Source organism: Binatus soli (SeqCode) (assembly GCF_050015535.1).
Classification (GTDB): domain Bacteria; phylum Desulfobacterota; class Binatia; order Binatales; family Binataceae; genus Binatus; species Binatus soli.
Window position 1 is genome coordinate 51,795 of sequence record NZ_JBEKBF010000023.1, and the last position, 15,919, is coordinate 67,713.

The 15,919-nt window shown below is 61.1% G+C and carries 16 protein-coding genes; 4 read left to right on the top strand and 12 right to left on the bottom strand.

Features of this window, described 5'->3' with window-relative positions; genetic code table 11:
* Nucleotides 1-4: 4 nt before the first annotated feature.
* The 4 genes from ABR989_RS16080 (at nt 5) to ABR989_RS16095 (ending at nt 5,551) form a co-directional block, all read left to right on the top strand.
* Complete coding sequence (locus ABR989_RS16080; RefSeq protein ID WP_428130324.1) at nt 5-1,306, top strand: putative glycoside hydrolase; 1,302 nt, start codon at nt 5-7, stop codon at nt 1,304-1,306.
* Nucleotides 1,303-3,693: an exo-beta-N-acetylmuramidase NamZ domain-containing protein gene (locus ABR989_RS16085; protein WP_428130325.1), complete on the top strand. Its 2,391-nt coding sequence runs from the start codon at nt 1,303-1,305 to the stop codon at nt 3,691-3,693. Before ABR989_RS16080 ends, ABR989_RS16085 begins: the two co-directional genes overlap by 4 nt.
* A 391-nt stretch (nt 3,694-4,084) precedes the next feature.
* Entirely contained in the window at nt 4,085-4,681 is a 597-nt protein-coding gene (locus ABR989_RS16090; RefSeq protein WP_428130326.1) for a hemerythrin domain-containing protein, read from the top strand.
* Between the two features lie 129 nt (nt 4,682-4,810).
* The gene (locus tag ABR989_RS16095; protein ID WP_428130327.1) at nt 4,811-5,551 is read left to right on the top strand and encodes a DUF72 domain-containing protein; all 741 of its coding nucleotides are present in this window, start codon (nt 4,811-4,813) and stop codon (nt 5,549-5,551) included.
* Nucleotides 5,552-5,562: 11 nt separating this feature from the next.
* Here the strand turns inward: ABR989_RS16095 and ABR989_RS16100 are convergent, their stop codons facing one another.
* The 12 genes from ABR989_RS16100 to ABR989_RS16155 form a co-directional block, all read right to left on the bottom strand.
* Complete coding sequence (locus ABR989_RS16100; RefSeq protein WP_428130328.1) at nt 5,563-6,876, bottom strand: ABC transporter ATP-binding protein; 1,314 nt, start codon at nt 6,874-6,876, stop codon at nt 5,563-5,565.
* Nucleotides 6,877-6,885: 9 nt separating this feature from the next.
* A complete protein-coding gene (locus ABR989_RS16105; RefSeq protein WP_428130329.1) occupies nt 6,886-8,622 on the bottom strand; it encodes an ABC transporter permease in 1,737 nt (578 codons plus the stop codon).
* A gap of 226 nt (nt 8,623-8,848) precedes the next feature.
* Nucleotides 8,849-9,736: a F0F1 ATP synthase subunit gamma gene (locus tag ABR989_RS16110; protein WP_428130330.1), complete on the bottom strand. Its 888-nt coding sequence runs from the start codon at nt 9,734-9,736 to the stop codon at nt 8,849-8,851.
* Between the two features lie 4 nt (nt 9,737-9,740).
* Complete coding sequence (locus ABR989_RS16115) at nt 9,741-11,297, bottom strand: F0F1 ATP synthase subunit alpha (protein WP_428130331.1); 1,557 nt, start codon at nt 11,295-11,297, stop codon at nt 9,741-9,743.
* The gene (locus ABR989_RS16120; protein ID WP_428130332.1) at nt 11,281-12,033 is read right to left on the bottom strand and encodes a F0F1 ATP synthase subunit delta; all 753 of its coding nucleotides are present in this window, start codon (nt 12,031-12,033) and stop codon (nt 11,281-11,283) included. Before ABR989_RS16120 ends, ABR989_RS16115 begins: the two co-directional genes overlap by 17 nt.
* Nucleotides 12,030-12,272 carry a F0F1 ATP synthase subunit C gene (locus tag ABR989_RS16125; RefSeq protein ID WP_428130333.1) on the bottom strand — a complete coding sequence of 81 codons (243 nt, stop codon included), beginning with the start codon at nt 12,270-12,272 and terminating at the stop codon, nt 12,030-12,032. Before ABR989_RS16125 ends, ABR989_RS16120 begins: the two co-directional genes overlap by 4 nt.
* A gap of 16 nt (nt 12,273-12,288) precedes the next feature.
* Nucleotides 12,289-12,957 (bottom strand): F0F1 ATP synthase subunit A, encoded by a 669-nt coding sequence (gene atpB, locus ABR989_RS16130; protein ID WP_428130334.1) that lies wholly within the window; start codon nt 12,955-12,957, stop codon nt 12,289-12,291.
* Nucleotides 12,954-13,241: an N-ATPase subunit AtpR gene (locus ABR989_RS16135; protein ID WP_428130335.1), complete on the bottom strand. Its 288-nt coding sequence runs from the start codon at nt 13,239-13,241 to the stop codon at nt 12,954-12,956. Before ABR989_RS16135 ends, atpB begins: the two co-directional genes overlap by 4 nt.
* Nucleotides 13,238-13,546 (bottom strand): AtpZ/AtpI family protein, encoded by a 309-nt coding sequence (locus ABR989_RS16140; protein WP_428130336.1) that lies wholly within the window; start codon nt 13,544-13,546, stop codon nt 13,238-13,240. The genes ABR989_RS16135 and ABR989_RS16140 overlap by 4 nt, the downstream gene beginning before the upstream one ends.
* Nucleotides 13,547-13,562: 16 nt before the next feature.
* Nucleotides 13,563-13,988, bottom strand: a complete 426-nt coding sequence (locus ABR989_RS16145; RefSeq protein ID WP_428130337.1) for a F0F1 ATP synthase subunit epsilon — start codon at nt 13,986-13,988, stop codon at nt 13,563-13,565.
* 10 nt (nt 13,989-13,998) lie between these two features.
* Nucleotides 13,999-15,438, bottom strand: coding sequence for a F0F1 ATP synthase subunit beta (atpD, locus tag ABR989_RS16150; protein ID WP_428130338.1), 1,440 nt, complete (start codon nt 15,436-15,438; stop codon nt 13,999-14,001).
* Nucleotides 15,439-15,599: 161 nt separating this feature from the next.
* Nucleotides 15,600-15,919: hypothetical protein (locus ABR989_RS16155; protein ID WP_428130339.1), on the bottom strand; the 320-nt coding region annotated here is incomplete at its 5' end.

Sequence of the window (15,919 nt, forward strand, 5' to 3'; positions counted from 1 at the left end):
GTTGATGTCGAGACCGATTATTTTCACGCTGTCTTTGTTCGTCCTCACATCTTTGTTCAGGCCTCTGCCGGCATTGGCGTACACCGGGACCATCATCGATGGCTCGACCAGGAGGCCGGTGGAGGATGCGATCGTGACACTCGGGGACGTTGTGGTTCGAACCGATCACGACGGCAAGTTCCAAATCAGCGGCCACGGTGACAGGATCGGCTTGAGAGCATACGGCCATCAGCGGGAATCGATCTCCATCGGCGAGTTGAAAGATCATTCCGGACCGATTGCGCTCACGCCGATGATGCCGAAGGCGCTCTATCTTTCATTTTACGGCATCGGCAGCACGAAGTTGCGCGAGGCGGCGCTCGGCCTCCTCGACAAAACCGAACTTAACGCCGTGGTGATCGACGTCAAAGGCGACCGCGGGATGATCGCATTCAAAACCTCGCTTCCGCTCGCCGAGCAGGCTCATTCGAACCAGCTCACGACGATGCGCGATGCGAAGGCAATGATTGACCGGCTCCATCACGATAACATTTACGCGATCGCACGAATTGTCGTCTTCAAGGATGATCCGCTCGCGACCGCGCGACCCGATTTGGCGGTGAAGCGCGCCAGCGGCGCAATCTTCAGGGACCGCGAACGCCTGGCGTGGACCGATCCCTTCAACACCGAGGTGTGGGACTACAATATCGCGATCGCGCTCGAGGCGGCGCGCCTCGGCTTCGACGAAATCCAGTTCGACTATGTGCGCTTTCCCGACGCGCCAGGGCTGAAGTTCTCGAAGCCGACCGACATGAAGAGTCGCCTCGCCGCAATCTCCGGCTTTCTGGCCGAGGCGCGGCGGCGCCTCACTCCCTACAATGTGTTTCTCGCCGCCGACACCTTTGGATACGTGACGTGGAACCTCGACGATACCCATATCGGGCAGCGGCTCGAGGAACTCGCGCCCATCGTCGACTACATCTCGCCGATGCTGTACCCGTCGTGCTTCCAGTTCGGCATTCCCAATTATCGCAATCCGGTCGCGCATCCGTATGAAATCGTCTTCCTCTCGCTGCAGAACGCGCGCGAGCGTGGAATCCCCTCGATTCGGTTTCGCCCGTGGCTGCAAGCATTTCGCGATTACGCCTTCGACCATCGAGAGTTCACCGGCACGCAGATAAGGGCGCAAATTTCGGCCGCCGAAAAGTTCGGCTCCGACGGCTGGATGCTATGGAACCCGCGCAACCAGTACACCGCCGCCGGCTTGAAGGTGGAGGGCGCGGCCTGCAAGGATGACGTTCCGGACGTGGTACAATCGTCGCAATGAGAAACCCGACGGCGTCATTCTCGCACCGTCTGATCGCGGCACTCGCGTTCCAGTTGCTCGCCGCGATCCTTGCAACATTGGCGTCTGCTGATGCCGCCTCGTCCGCTCGCTTGCGCGAAGCGGATTTGCAACAAATCGACACCATCGTCCAGTCTGAGATCAAAGCGGGAAGAATCCACGGCGCCGTGGTTGAGATTGGGCAAGGCAACCAGGTCGTTTATCGCCACGCTTTCGGATATCGCGCGCTCGAGCCCCGGCGAGTCGCGATGACTCCCGACACAATTTTCGATCTCGCCTCGCTGACCAAACCCGTCGCGACCGCGGTCGCGATAATGCAGCTTCGCGAGCGCGGCAGGATCGACCTCGACGCGCCGGTCGCGACTTACTGGCCCGCCTTCGCTCGCAACGGCAAGGAACGCATTACGATTCGCCAGTTGATGACGCATTATTCCGGCCTGGCGCCGGATTTGGACCTGCGCCGCAAATGGACCGGCTACTCGACCGCAATGAAGATGACCGCGGATGCGAAGCCGCTTCATCCTCCGGGAACGCACTACGAGTACAGCGACATCAATTTCGAGGCGCTCGGCGAGGTGGTTCGGCGCGTCGCGAAGCTTCCGCTCGACGACTATTGCCGCATCAACATTTTCACGCCGCTCGGAATGGCTGACACTGGTTTCAGCCCGCCGGCGCGGGAACTCAATCGTATTGCGCCAACCGAATACGTCGACGGCAAGTTGCGCATCGGCGAAGTCCACGATCCGACCGCCGCGCGAATGGGAGGCCTCGCGGGTCATGCCGGACTGTTCTCCACCGCCAACGACCTGGCGATCTTCGCGAGGATGATGCTCGACGGCGGACGCGCGGGCGCGGTCACGATTCTCTCTCCGCGTTCGATCGACGAAATGACGACCCCCCAATCGCCGGCCGACGCGGTTGATGCGAGCCACCTGCGCGGGCTGGGATGGGATCTCGGCGCACCGCTGTGCGCGAATCGCGAGCAGCTCTTGCCGGTCGGTTCGTACGGCCATTTCGGATTCACCGGGACGATGCTGTGGATCGATCCCGTATCTTCCACCTATGCGATCATCTTGACCAACCGCACGTACCCCGGCGGCGCAGGTGATGCGGGCCCGTTGCGACGCGAAATTCTCGCGCTGATTTCAGATCGCCTCGGCGCCCTGTCCGAGGATCGCATCGTGGAATGCCGGCCTTGCTTGAACTCTTTCTGCGCATTGGCCAAACGCACTGCCGCTCACACAAGGGTTCTGAGCGGCGCCGACGTATTGGCGGGTGACGGATTCGCGCAACTCAGAGGCACGCGCGTCGGATTGATCACCAATCAGACCGGCGTCACTCACGCCGGCACTCGCGATATCGAAGCGCTTTCACATGCGCGCGGACTGACGCTGCGCGCGATCTTCAGTCCCGAGCACGGCCTGCACGGCGATGTCGATGAGAGCGTCGCGCCGGGCGCCGAGCCCGTCACGGGTCTGCGCTTCTTTAGCCTGTACGGAGAGACGCGGCGGCCGAGCGCCACGATGCTCGATGGCCTCGATGCGGTGGTGTTCGACGTTCAGGACTCGGGCGCGCGCTTTTACACCTATGTCACGACGATGGCCTATGCGATGGAAGAAGCGGCGCGCCGCGGCATCGACTTTTATGTGCTGGATCGTCCGAATCCGATTTCGTGCGCTGTCGTGCAAGGCCCGATCATGGACGCCGATTTGAAATCGTTCACCGGATATTTCCCGCTGCCGACGCGCCACGGCATGACGGTCGGCGAGCTTGCCGGGATGTTCAATCGCGAAAACCACATCGGCGCGCGCCTGCACGTGATCAAGATGCGCGGCTATGCGCGTTCCGAATGGTTCGATCAAACGGGGCTGCGATGGACGCCGCCCTCGCCGAACCTGCGAACGCTTACTGAAGCGACGCTGTATCCGGGCGTTGCGATGATCGAGGGCGCCAATGTGAGCGTCGGGCGCGGGACCGATACCCCATTCGAATTGGTGGGCGCGCCGTGGATCGATTCTGCGGCGCTGCTCTCCTACCTGGACCAGCGAAAGATCCCCGGCGTTCGCTTTCGGTCAGCCGATTTCACGCCATCCGCCGACACCTATGCCGGCCGGAGCTGCCACGGAGTACGGATTTCTCTCGACGATCGCCTCGCGCTTGATTCGCCGGCGCTGGGAATCGAGCTGATTGCCGCGCTGCATCGTTTATATGCGAATGATTTCAAGATCGACGCGACGCTCTCGATGGTTGGTTCGCGTCGAACGCTGGAGGAAATCAAGTCGGGCGTGGATCCCAAACAGATCGTCGCGGGTTGGCAACCGGAGCTGGAGAATTTCCGCATCCTGCGCGCGCGCTATCTGCTCTACTAGTCTTCGCTTTTCTCTTCCGCCTCGAGCGCTACCAAAATAGACCGAGCCGTCAGGAAGCCGATAGGCGTGCGTGTACGGCGACCATCCTTCGACGCGCTCGATCAGATGTAGCTCGCCATCGAGTTCCTCCAGCATCTCGAATATCGAAGGCGCTGATGTGAGTGGTGCGATTGGAGACAGTTCCGCCGGAGCATTCGGACTCATCGCCATCTTCTGCGTCACACAAGAAGTGCAATAACCGGCCCAATCCAGTTAGTCCCGATGGCAAGCGATTTGCTCTCCTTCTCTGTGAGTGTTGCATTGCAGGTTGAGATCCAGGAGAAGAAGCAAATTGGAGAGTTGCAGCGCAGCCGGATCGGGTCGGCGCTGTAAATCCGGGAGGGAGCAAATGTTGGCGAATCAATTCACAGAAGTCTTCCGCGAGGAGCACCGCCAGATGCGCGATATGCTGCTCGGCCTGATGGACGCCATCGAGGCCAATGACATCGAGGCGGTTCGACAGGGAGTTGGCGAGATGGCGGCGCATGCCGGTCCGCACTTTCATTACGAAGAGCAGGTTCTCTACCCAGCTCTCGCCGAGATCTATGGAGCCGACTACGTTGAGAGGCTCGGCGCCGAGCACGATGCTGCGCTCGAGGCCGTTCAGGAGCTCGCCGAATTGGCCGAGGCTGAAGAAATCACTCCGGAGCAGGCGGGATACGGCCTTGAACTCATCCGTCGACTCCTTCCACATGTCAGCGATCGCGACGGGCTTGCGGTGATTGTAGAGGTGCTGCCTGAAGAGACTGTTCAAGAGATCGTGCGCGGGCGTGAGAAATCGAGGCGTTCCGGTAAGACTCTGCTCGATCTGGCCCGGGGCAAAAAGAAGCGCCGGCCGGTTGCACGCCAGGCTCGCGGGAAGGCGAGCAAGGCCGTCGCGGCGGCGAAATCCAAAGTAGTCCCTCGCAAGGCCAGGGCGAAGGCGAAGCCGGCGCGAAGGAAGCCGTGATTTGATCCGGGCTGGGAGTTCATTTCAAAAGCCCGACGCTACGTCGTGGCGGCCGGCCAGGTGGCGCAGGAGGTCCTGGCTACGTGGACCGCGCGAAGCGACGAAGGGGCGTTGTCGGAGCTTGTGCAAATGGCTCAATTCTTCGTAGGCACTTCAGGCTGGAATTACTACGGCTGGCGCGGCAGTTTCTATCCCGAGGATCTTCCGTCTCGACAGTGGCTTTCCTACTACGCAAAGCATTTCAACACCACGGAGGTCAATTACTCCTTCTATCATCTGCCGCGCTTGACGACCTGCGAGAACTGGCACAGCCAAACGCCCGAAGGTTTCATTTTCGCTCTCAAGTCGTCGCGCCTAATCACGCATATGAAGCGGCTCAAGGGTGTGAGGGCAGAATGGACCGAGTTCGTCGGACGAGCCGTTGCCCTCAAGGAAAAACTCGGCCCCATTCTTCTTCAGCTTCCGCCGAGCTTTCACGCCACACCGCAGAATCTGAAGCTGGTGGAAAGGTTTCTCGGCTACGGCGCTTCACGGCCCCCGCTGCGGCTCGCGATGGAGTTCAGACACGAGTCATGCTTCAGCAAGGAGGCAGTCGCGCTGCTCAGCGAACATAGTGTGGGCCTCGTGCTCTCTCATTCCAGCCGCTATCCCTTCCCCGGCGTGATTGCTACTGCGCCGTTCGTTTACTTCCGCTTCCACGGCCCCAAGGCCCTTTTCGCCTCGTCGTACTCGGAAAGTGAACTCGAGCAATGGGGCGCCCATATGAAGGCTTTTCTCCAGAAAGGCCGCGACGTCTATGCCTATTTCAATAACGACGCCGGCGGATATGCTGTCGCCAACGCGGCAACACTCATGCGCATCGTGGCTTGAAGACCGTGACCTCAGCTGTTCGCGACAAGGTTGCGGGCGGTGAACGTCCTTGTCTCGCCATCGTAAGTGAAAAGTTCCGCATAGCGCCCCCAGTCGATGACGGCGCGCAGAGTCTTCTCCGTGTCGCTCGGATTCAGATGGTCCTCAAGTTCGGACTCGAATCTTACCCTGGGTGCGAGATGACCCTCGCGCTCATTGAGGACATGATGGATATGGGCGGCGAGAGGCACAAACTGAAGCAGATGCTCGCTGAACAGCCGCTTACGCTCTTCCATTCCGCTCTGGGCGAAAACGCGCCCAGCCGCGGTCAGCTTGATAGCGCCCTCCTGTAGCTCCGCGAACTCCAGGATGTGAAGAGCTTCGGCAATCAGGAAGAGTTCCCCGATGTCCAGGGCCAGCGCGCCGGCGATCCTGGCCAGCTCGGCACGCCCTTGGTAAGGGGGTGAAGCCAACGCCTCAATGAACCCGGCGAGCAGATTGATCGGGACCGGTGGCAGCGGCTGCGCCAAACCCCCGTGAATTTGTCTTTGTGCTCCGATCGACTCCGTCGCGCGCGAAGTAAGAATCGAATAAAACTCGTCAACAATATTATGAAACTCGGTATCCAATCGGTTGCGTGGATGCGCCAAGGGGACCGGAATCTCGGCCGCGATACGCCCGGGATTTGTGGAAAGGACAAGGATTCGGTCGCACATCATGATCGCTTCTTCGATGTTGTGGGTTACCAGCAATACCGACTTGGTGGGAAGCTGACGCTCTATCCAGAGATCGAGGAAGTCGGTCCGTAAGGTCTCAGCCGTTAGAACATCGAGGGCTGAAAACGGCTCATCCATGAGAAGCAAAACTGGCTCGATTACGATCGCCCGTGCGAAGCCGACCCGTTGGCGCATTCCCCCTGAGAGCTCGCGAGGATAAGCGGATTGGAACCCGTCGAGACCGATCAAGTCGATGGCCGACATTGCCCGGCGGCGAGCCTCGTCATGGGCCAACCCGAGCGCATCGAGGCCGGCCTCGACGTTCTCGAGTACGGTAAGCCAGGGGAATAGAGCAAAGCTCTGAAATACAACTGCTATACCTTCGGCCGGCTCAGATAACGGCTGCCCGCGATAGAGCACCTCACCGGAAGTCGGCCTAATAAGTCCTCCAGCAATGCGCAGTAGGGTCGACTTCCCTGAACCTGAGCGGCCAAGGAGGCCGAGGATCTCGCCTTCTCGCAATGACAGTTCGATGTCGGCCAGCGCCGCCAGCGGTTCGCCGGATGGCTTGGCGAAAACTTTGCAGACCTTGTGCATTTCGATGACGGGCTTGTTCGCCGGGCTAGCCATTAGTTCCTTTCAATCGAGCCGCGTTCGCCGTTGGGCAAAGGCGTAGAGCGGCCGCCATAGCAGCCGGTTCATCGTGATGACGAATACTGACATGACCGCGACGCCCAGCGCGATCCGAGGGTAATCGCCCGCTTCAGTCATCTGCGCGATATAAGCGCCAAGCCCTGACCCACTGAGCTTTGTCGGCCCCCAACTGACCGCCTCAGAGACGATGCTCGCATTCCAGGCGCCGCCGGACGCCGTAATCGCGCCCGTCACGTAATAAGGGAAGATTCCGGGCAGCATCACCTGGCGCCACCAGTGCCAACCGCGGATTCGGAAGCTCGCTGCTGCTTCCCTGAAGTCGTTCGGAAACGCACTCGCGCCGGCGATAACGTTGAAAAGGATGTACCATTGCGTCCCGAGAATCATCAACGGGCTAAGCCAGATCTTGGGATCCAGGACAAACTTCACGATTAGGAAGACCGCGACCGGGAAGAGCAGGTTGGCCGGAAAGGCGGCGAGAAACTGCGCGATCGGCTGGACCTTCTCCGCGAGCTTCGGCCGCAGCCCTACACCGACTCCGATCGGAACCCAGACCACTGACGCCAGGGCAATCAGGATCACGACCCGAAGGAAGGTAAGGACGCCGTTGTTTACGGCGATAGTAACGTCGCCCCAAGACAGTTCGGGTTCGGCAAATTCCATGAGCTTCCATCCCACATATGCAAGGCCGGCAAGAAGAAGGCCGAACCAGGCGACATCAGCTGCGCGGCGAGGTAGCGCGAAAACTGGAAGCCAACGAGGTTTTCGGGGGAGAGCAAGCCGGGCTCGCAGGGTGGCCTGCACGGCCCCGCCGATCGGCTTGCCAAGGAGTCTAAGGAAGCTCGCGCCTCGAAACAGGTCAAGCACCCAGCTCCTCGGCACGACCACCGCAGCCGTGTGCTCGAACCGGAACTTGTCGGCCCAGGCTACCAGCGGACGGAAGAGCAGCTGATCGTAAATAAGGATCGTGACGGTCATCGCGACGATTGCCCATCCAACTGCCGCGAGGTCACGTTGCTGGATTGCAAGGGCGACGTAGGACCCGATTCCCGGAAGCGTGACCTGGATGTTACCAACGGAGATAGCTTCGGAGGCGACGACAAAGAACCAGCCGCCGGACATCGACATCATCATGTTCCAGATGAGCCCAGGCATGGCGAACGGCACCTCGAGGCGCCAAAAGCGTTGCCAACCCGAGAACCGGAAACTGCGGCTCACCTCGTCGAGATCGGTCGGAATGGTTATGAGCGACTGATAGAAACTGAAAGTCATGTTCCAGGCTTGGGCCGTAAAGATCGCGAAGATCGCGGCAAGCTCCGGCCCCAGAGAAGTGCCGGGAAAAAGCGAGACGAAGAACACGACCGTGAAAGAGAGATAGCCAAGTACCGGCACCGATTGGAGGACGTCCAGCAGCGGTATCAGCACTGTTTCGGCCCGCCGACTCTTGGCCGCCGGCGTGGCGTAGATGAACGTGAAGATTAGCGAGGCGACGAGCGCGGCCAGCATGCGCAACGTCGTGCGGAGAGCGTAGACCGGCAGGACAGCCGGAGAGAGGGAGATCCTCGGCTGTTGCGCGGCAACGAAAGGCGCCACCATCTGGTGAGCGCCGGATCCGAGGAGCATCACAATCGCCAGCACCAACAGCGTCGCAACGGCGTCCCGCCAGGTCGGGACCCGTTGATGCCACGGTCTGCCGATCAGTACCTCGGCATGCTGCTCCACACTGCCTCACCTTTCGGCATCCGCCGACAAATCATGTGCTCCCCTAACCAATCGGGTGACTTTTATCCATCTTGCACGAAAGAATTGCTGCAATCGGGCCCGCCGAAGCGGAGCGCGGACGTGCCAGATCCGCAAAGCGCCATCATCCCTGAACCTCGCGAAAGTGCTCTGGGTGCGCGAATGCTATTTGCAGTTCGCAGAGTCCGCTGTGTCAGTCGAAATGGATCTATTCGGCGTGAGCAATTCCAGCGCGGCCAGGAGCTGAACTTGAGGCTAGTGCGGCGGAGCCGCTTATCAGGTCGAGAATTTCGGTGGTTACCGATTCCTGGCGAAGGCGCTGCATCAGTTTTGTGAGGTCACGGGATTTGTTCTGGATGTTCTGATGCGCCGCTTCCATCGCGCGAAAGCGGGTCGAGTTCTCGCTGAAGAATGATTGCATCGCGGCGTTCTCCAGCGTTGCGAAAAAATACTCCCCAACTATGTCATCAAAGAGACGCTGCGGCCGAAGGTTGATGATCGGGGGCAAGTTGGTGGAAGTCTTTTGCACGACCGGCGCCTCGAGCGGCAGCAGGCGACGCTGCTCGATGCGCGCCGGCTGACCCCCGGCATATTGTGCGTAGACGACCTCGACGCCCGCGATGCGGCGCTCGCTGAACATCCGATAGAGTTCTGCCGCGACACGGCGTGCAGCGCCTGTGACTCCCGCGCAATGCGTCGCCATCGGCAGCACCAGGTCCGGACTCAATCCGCGTTCGCGACAAATCTGGGCGCCGCGGGTTCCGACTACGATCAACGCAAGCCCGCCGCCGGTCGCGCGCTCGGCCGCACGCAATGGATGCTCATTGAAGCCGCCGCACAGGCCGTGCTCGGCGCAGAACACGACCAGGCCGGATTTGTTTGGTCGCGCCGCAGCTTCGATCACGCCGGCGGGCGGCAGCAGAGTTGCGGCTTCGGACAACGCCTCGCGAATCTGCTCGGCATAGCCGCGAATCGGTTCCAGCGATCTGAGCGCCTGCTGCATCTGCGAGGCAGCCATCGCCCGAATCGCCGCAACTATCTCGAGTAGCTCGTTGAGCGAGGTGATTCGGGTGGCGATTTCGCGTTCTTGCGCCATCGAGTTATCGCTTCGCCGGCGCAGTGCCCGCGTGATTCAAGCTTTCCACCAGCTCTCCGACCGCCGTGACGAGCGCCAGCCGCGTTCGCGGCTCCAACTCTCCGGCTGTGTTGATTCGCCGCACGGGTTCCGCGGCGTGCTCGTTCAGCCAGGGGCCGAGTTTCAACCGGAGCTCGCTCACTTTGTCCAGCGGCAGGCGCTCGAGCAGCCGTTCGTCGATCGCCAGCAGCAACGCCACCTGGTGCGCGATTGACAGCGGCGCGAATTGCGGCTGCGTCAGGACCGCGCGGATTCGCCGCCCATGCTCGATTATCTCGCGCGTGCGCTGATCCACCATCCCGCCGAAGCGTGTGAAGATTTCCAGTTCGAGGAATTGCGCGTATTCGAGGCGGAGATTTTCGGCCAGCTTGCGCATCGCATGCGACTGCGTCTTGCCTCCGACGCGCGATACGCTCTTGCCGACGTTGACGGCAGGCTTCTGTCCTTCGTGAAACAACCGCGGCTCGAGAACGATCTGCCCGTCGGAGATCGAAATCAGATTGGTTGGTATGTAACCGGACAGATTGCCTTCCTCCGTCGCAGCGATCGGCAGCGCGGTCAGCGACCCGCCTCCGCGATCGCGATTGAGCTTGGCCGCGCGTTCGAGCAGCCGCGAATGGATATAGAAGATGTCGCCGGGGTATGCTTCGCGTCCCGGCGGATTTCGCAACAGCAGTGACAGCTGCCGATAGATCACGGCGTGCTTGCTCAGATCGTCGATGATCAAGAGCGCATCGCCACCGCGTTCTGAGAAATACTCGGCCATCGTGCAGGCCGCATACGGCGCCAGCCATTGGATTCCAGGCGGGTCGTCCGCGGGTGCGAACACGAAGATGCATCGCTCCGGCGCGCCGTAGCGCCTGACCGCATCGATCACCTGGCTCACGGACGAGGTCTTCTGTCCCACCGCACAGTAGATACAAACCACGCCGGTATCGCGTTGATTGATTATCGTGTCGATCGCGATCGCGGTTTTCCCGGTTTCGCGATCGCCGATAATCAATTCGCGCTGGCCACGTCCGATCGGCAGCATCGCATCGATGACGAGAAGGCCGGTATTGAGCGCGGTGTCGACGAAATCGCGATCGACGATCGCGGGCGCCGGCCGCTCGACCGGCTCGACTCCCGCCGCTTCGATCTCCGGACCTCCGTCCACCGCAACGCCGAGTGCGTTCACGATTCGGCCCAGCAGGTTGTCGCCTACCGGCACGCTTGCGACTGAACCGGTTCCGTGCACCAGGTTGCCCGCCTCGATACAGCTGGCGTCGCCGAGCATCGCGCATCCGATTAGGTCCGGATCGAGCGTCAGCACGATTCCGGCAACCGGCTCCCCGCCGTCCAATCGGTCGAAGAGCAGCAGTTCACCCAGTCGCGTTTCCGGCAAACCGCCTACCGTGGCGACATTGTCTCCCACTCGTTCTACGCGGCCGATCAGGTCGAGTCGGGGCTCGGCCTTGAGCTCACTCAGAAGCCGGCCCGCCGTGCTCAGACGATCCTTTACGGATTCAGCCAGCGTGCTCATTGCGATTGATCTCCCTGGCGGCGGTGGTCAGCGCGTCGCGCCAGTTGAAGCGGAGAGTTGCGCTCGGCAATGTGATTTCGGCGCCGGCGATAAGCGCCGGATCGCTGTTGAACTTTATGCCCCCTCCGGCGCCAATCCGTTTCCCGAGTTGTTCGCGCCATTGCGCCTCTTCCCGCGCGTCGAGCGGGTGAGCCGTCGTGACCACGAGAGCGGTCTCGCCCAGATGCGAAACGAGCGCGGCCCGCTCCGTTGCCGACAGACGGTCCAAATAGTCTAGGACGCGGGTCAGGAAGGCATGCTCGATCGAAGGAAAGGTCAGCCCGCGAAGCAGCCGTTCCGCGAGGTTCACGGCGAGCTCGATTGTCCGGGAAAACAGCTCTTGTGTGGCGGCGGCGCGCTCTTCGCTGATCTGCGTGGTCGCGTGATCGCGGATTTTCTCGGCTTCCGCGCGGGCTTCGTCGAGCATCTTCACCCGTTCGGCGGCCAGTTGCGCGCCCTGCTCTTCAATCGCCTTTTGGCGCGCGGCTTCGATTCCCGCCCATTGTGCCTGGAGGTCGCGCTGCAGATTCAGCGCTTTTTGCTTTTCAGCTGACGCTTCCGCCATGCCGCGCGCAATCTCCTCCTTACGCCGGGCGACGATCGCACTGACCGGCTTGAACAGAAAGCGCTTGAGCAGCCAGACCAGGATGAGAAAGTTGGCCGCCTGCAGCGCGAAGCTCCACCAACTGAAATTCATCGCGCGAAGGGATTGGCGAATAGCAGCAGCAAGGCGACCAGCAGGCAGTAGATCGCCATCGTCTCTATCATCGCCAGGCCAACGAACAGGGTGCGCGACAGCGAGCCCGCGGCCTCGGGCTGCCGCGCGATGCCTTCCATCGCCGCCGCGACTGCGCGGCCTTCGGCGAGCGCCGGCGAGATCGAGCCGACGGCGACCGCGACCACCGCGCCGATTATGCTGAGCATTTGGACCGTCATCTTCTTCCGACCTCCCTCATTTCTCGATCGCGCCGATGCCGCCGCCGATAAAAACCGCGGACAGGACGCTGAATATGTAGGCCTGCACCAGGCCAACCAGAATTCCGAATGCCATGAACGGAATCGGCACCAGCAAACCCGCCAGCGCCACAACGATCGCAACCACCATCTCCTCGCTCATGATATTTCCGAACAGGCGCATCGCCAGCGAGAACGATCGCGTCAGTTCGGCCAGGATATTGAACGGCAACATGACCGGATTCGGCCTGAGATAGCCTTTCAAGTACGCGCCGAGGCCTTGAATGCGCACGCCATAGTAATGCACCGATAGAAAAACTATCGCGGCGAGCGCGGCGGGCGTTTCGATCGATGCGGTCGGGGCCGTGAGTCCGGGAACGATCCCGCAAAGATTCGCGGCCACCAGAAAGATGAACAGTGTGCCGAGCAACGGCAGGAACGGGGCCGCATCGCAGTTCAGCAGCGCGGCTATCTGTTCTTCGATTTCCGCCACAACGCTTTCGATCATCACCTGCCATGCGCCCGCATCGACGCGAAAGTTCCGCGTCACAATCCAGCTCGCGACGGTCAGCGCCGCCATCAACCCCCACGTGGTTACGACGGTGCGGCTGATGGGAACGATGCCGATGTGAAACAGGATCGCGGTCTGAAGGGGCGAGTGATTCATGGATTCCTCTGGAGCGCGAGCCGGTAGTGATTGACCAAAACCGTCCGTATCGCCAGAAACCCCGCGAAGCTTGCGAGCACGGGTGCGGCGCCTTGCCTGGCGCAGAGCGTGAAAGCCGCGACAGCGACGGCAAGGCGTGAGAGATGGACCAACAGAGCGTTCCGTCCGGCTCCGTGGCCGGTGTAAAGCCGGACGTTCCACGCGAGCGCCGCGAAATACGCCATGCCAATCAACGCTCCGAGTGCGGCATAGGCTGCCATCCGCACAACGACTACTCCGATCATTCGGTGCTCATCCTCTTCCAAACCGCCCAGAAACCAAGTGCGGCGCCAACAAAGACGAGGGCTGCGCTCCAGAACACACCGCTATGGAAGGCACGATCGAGCCAGCGTCCAACGAACGCGCCGATAAGAATGGGCGCGACGATCGTCCATCCGAACCGCCCGATCATTGCGAGCGAGCGGCCCACCGGCCATTCTTCGGTCCTCAGCTTCTGCTCGCGCCGGCTATGCGCCCGTTTGGCGGCTTCTTCCAATTCGCGTTCGTCAGCCCCCAACTCGTGATTGCCATGCTCTTGCTCGGTTGCCACGACCAGCGCCCCGCGGTTATTTCAGCGGCCTGACTTTGAGCGGTTGATCAGTGGGCCGCAGGTAACGATAGATTTGCCGAATTGCGGCTTGTTCCAGGCTGAGCGCTACCGATCGGGCCGAGCGTTCGACCTCAATGCCCTCCGCCATCATGGCGAGGATTTCGCTGCGCAAATGTCCCAGATCATCGTCTACGACCGCCTCGCGGGTTGCTATCTCCACGACCTTGCCCTCGCGGACGCGCAGCACGCCGCCACGCACGGCGAGGTAGTGCTCGACGCCGCCGCCATTGCGCCATCTCACGACGCAGATCGAGAGGGTGGTGAGAAAATCCGCATGGCGGGGTTCGATACCAAAGCCGCCGGTGGCATCTTCGGCGCGAACGTAACGAACGGAGCTTTCATCAAGCGCGATCGCGGTGGGCGTGGTGACGATCAGCTTCATTGCAACCGGATCATTGCTGCGCCTTGCGCGCAACGATCTCCTTTTCGCGAGCATCCTCGAAAGTTCCGACCATGTAAAATGAGCTTTCGGCCCATTCGTCGCCTTCGCCCGCAAGTATAGCGCGGCAGCCCTTGACGGTTTCCTCGATAGGGACGGATTTTCCCGCAATTCCGGTGAATTGCTCGGTCACGAGAAACGGCTGCGTGAGAAACCGCTCGAGGCGCCGCGCGCGCGCCACGATGCGCCGGTCTTCCGTGCTCAGCTCCTCTACGCCGAGCAACGAGATGATTTCCTGGAGTTCCTTGTAGCGCACGATCGTTCGGCGCACCTCCTCGGCGACCGCATAATGTTCTTCGCCGACGACGCGCGGATCGAGCAGGGCCGAAGTCGACGCCAGCGGATCGATCGCGGGATACAGTCCCTCCGCCGCCATATCTCGCGACAGGACGATCGATGAGTCCAGATGGCGAAACGTTTCGACCACCGCGGGATCGGTAAAATCGTCGGCCGGCACGTACACTGCCTGGATTGCGGTCACCGATGCGCCGGCCACCGACGCGATTCGCTCTTCGAGTTCGGCGATCTCGGTGGCCAGCGTGGGCTGGTAGCCGACACGCGACGGCAACCGCCCGAGCATCCCCGATACCTCCGAGCCTGCCTGCACGAATCGGAACACGTTGTCCATCAGGAGCAGAACGTCGTGTCCCTTCGCGTCGCGAAAATATTCGGCGACGGTCAGCGCGGTCATGCCAACCCGCCAGCGCGCGCCCGGCGGCTCGTTCATCTGTCCGAAGACGAGCGCGGTGCGGCTCAGCACGCCCGATCTGCGCAGCTCGGCCAGCAGCTCGTGGCCTTCGCGCGATCGCTCGCCGATGCCCGCGAACACGCAGATGCCCGAGTAGTTTTCGACGGTGCTCCGAATCAGCTCCATGATCAGCACGGTCTTGCCGACGCCGGCGCCACCGAACATCCCGGCTTTGCCGCCGCGCGCGAGCGGGGCCAGAAGGTCGGCTACCTTGATGCCGGTACGGAAGACCTCGCGCTTGTGATCCTGGCGATTGAGCGCGGGCGATCTGCGATGAATCGGCCAGCGGGTTGCGGACTCGATTGGCCCGAGGCGATCGATCGGATCGCCGATCGCGTTGATGAGACGGCCAAGCACCTTCTCTCCCACCGGCACGCAGATGGGCCCGCCACGGCGGGCGATCGCACCGCGGCGCAGACCCGAAGTATTCTCCATCGCAACGGCGCGGACGGTATGAAGATCGAGATGGTCCTGGATTTCAGCGACCAGCCGGGCCCGTCCGTCCAGCTCGATCGTCATTGCGTCATTGATTGCCGGCAGGCGTCCGCGGGCAAACTCGACGTCAACGACCGACCCGCGAACGCGCGTGACTATTCCCTGCTCGTTGTCCGGTTGAGCTTTCCAATTGTCTGAAAGTTGATCCATGCCGCCGAACCCGAACGCATTGGGTAAGGTAACAATATCCATGAAGGCCGAGGTACGCGAGGCCACAAACTGACGACGGGAACGCGGGAAAGTTGGTAGTGGGCGGTTTTGAAAAAATCAGGGTGTGGAATCTTTCGGGGGTTTCTCCGACGGCGGCACAGTTAATTCCTGTTCCTTTTTCTACCTCTCCGCGAAATGTCGCAAAGAAATCGCAAAAAAAGGCCGCTCAATTCCGTTGGAAGAAGCCCGGTTCTTGACACGACCTTCTCGCTGGCGCTAATGATATCGCCCATGATATCATGAACTCTAAGAAGATAGCGGAATTGCGGGGCCGGATAGAAGAACTTAGAGGGCAAGCGCAGGTTCCGAGTGTTCCCCGTCAGCACAAGTTGGACAGTTTGCAGCGATTGAGGAAGAGAGGGTTTTTGGCTCATCTTAACCCCAAAAGGAGCGGAGATGAGATCGAAAGCAGATACGCATT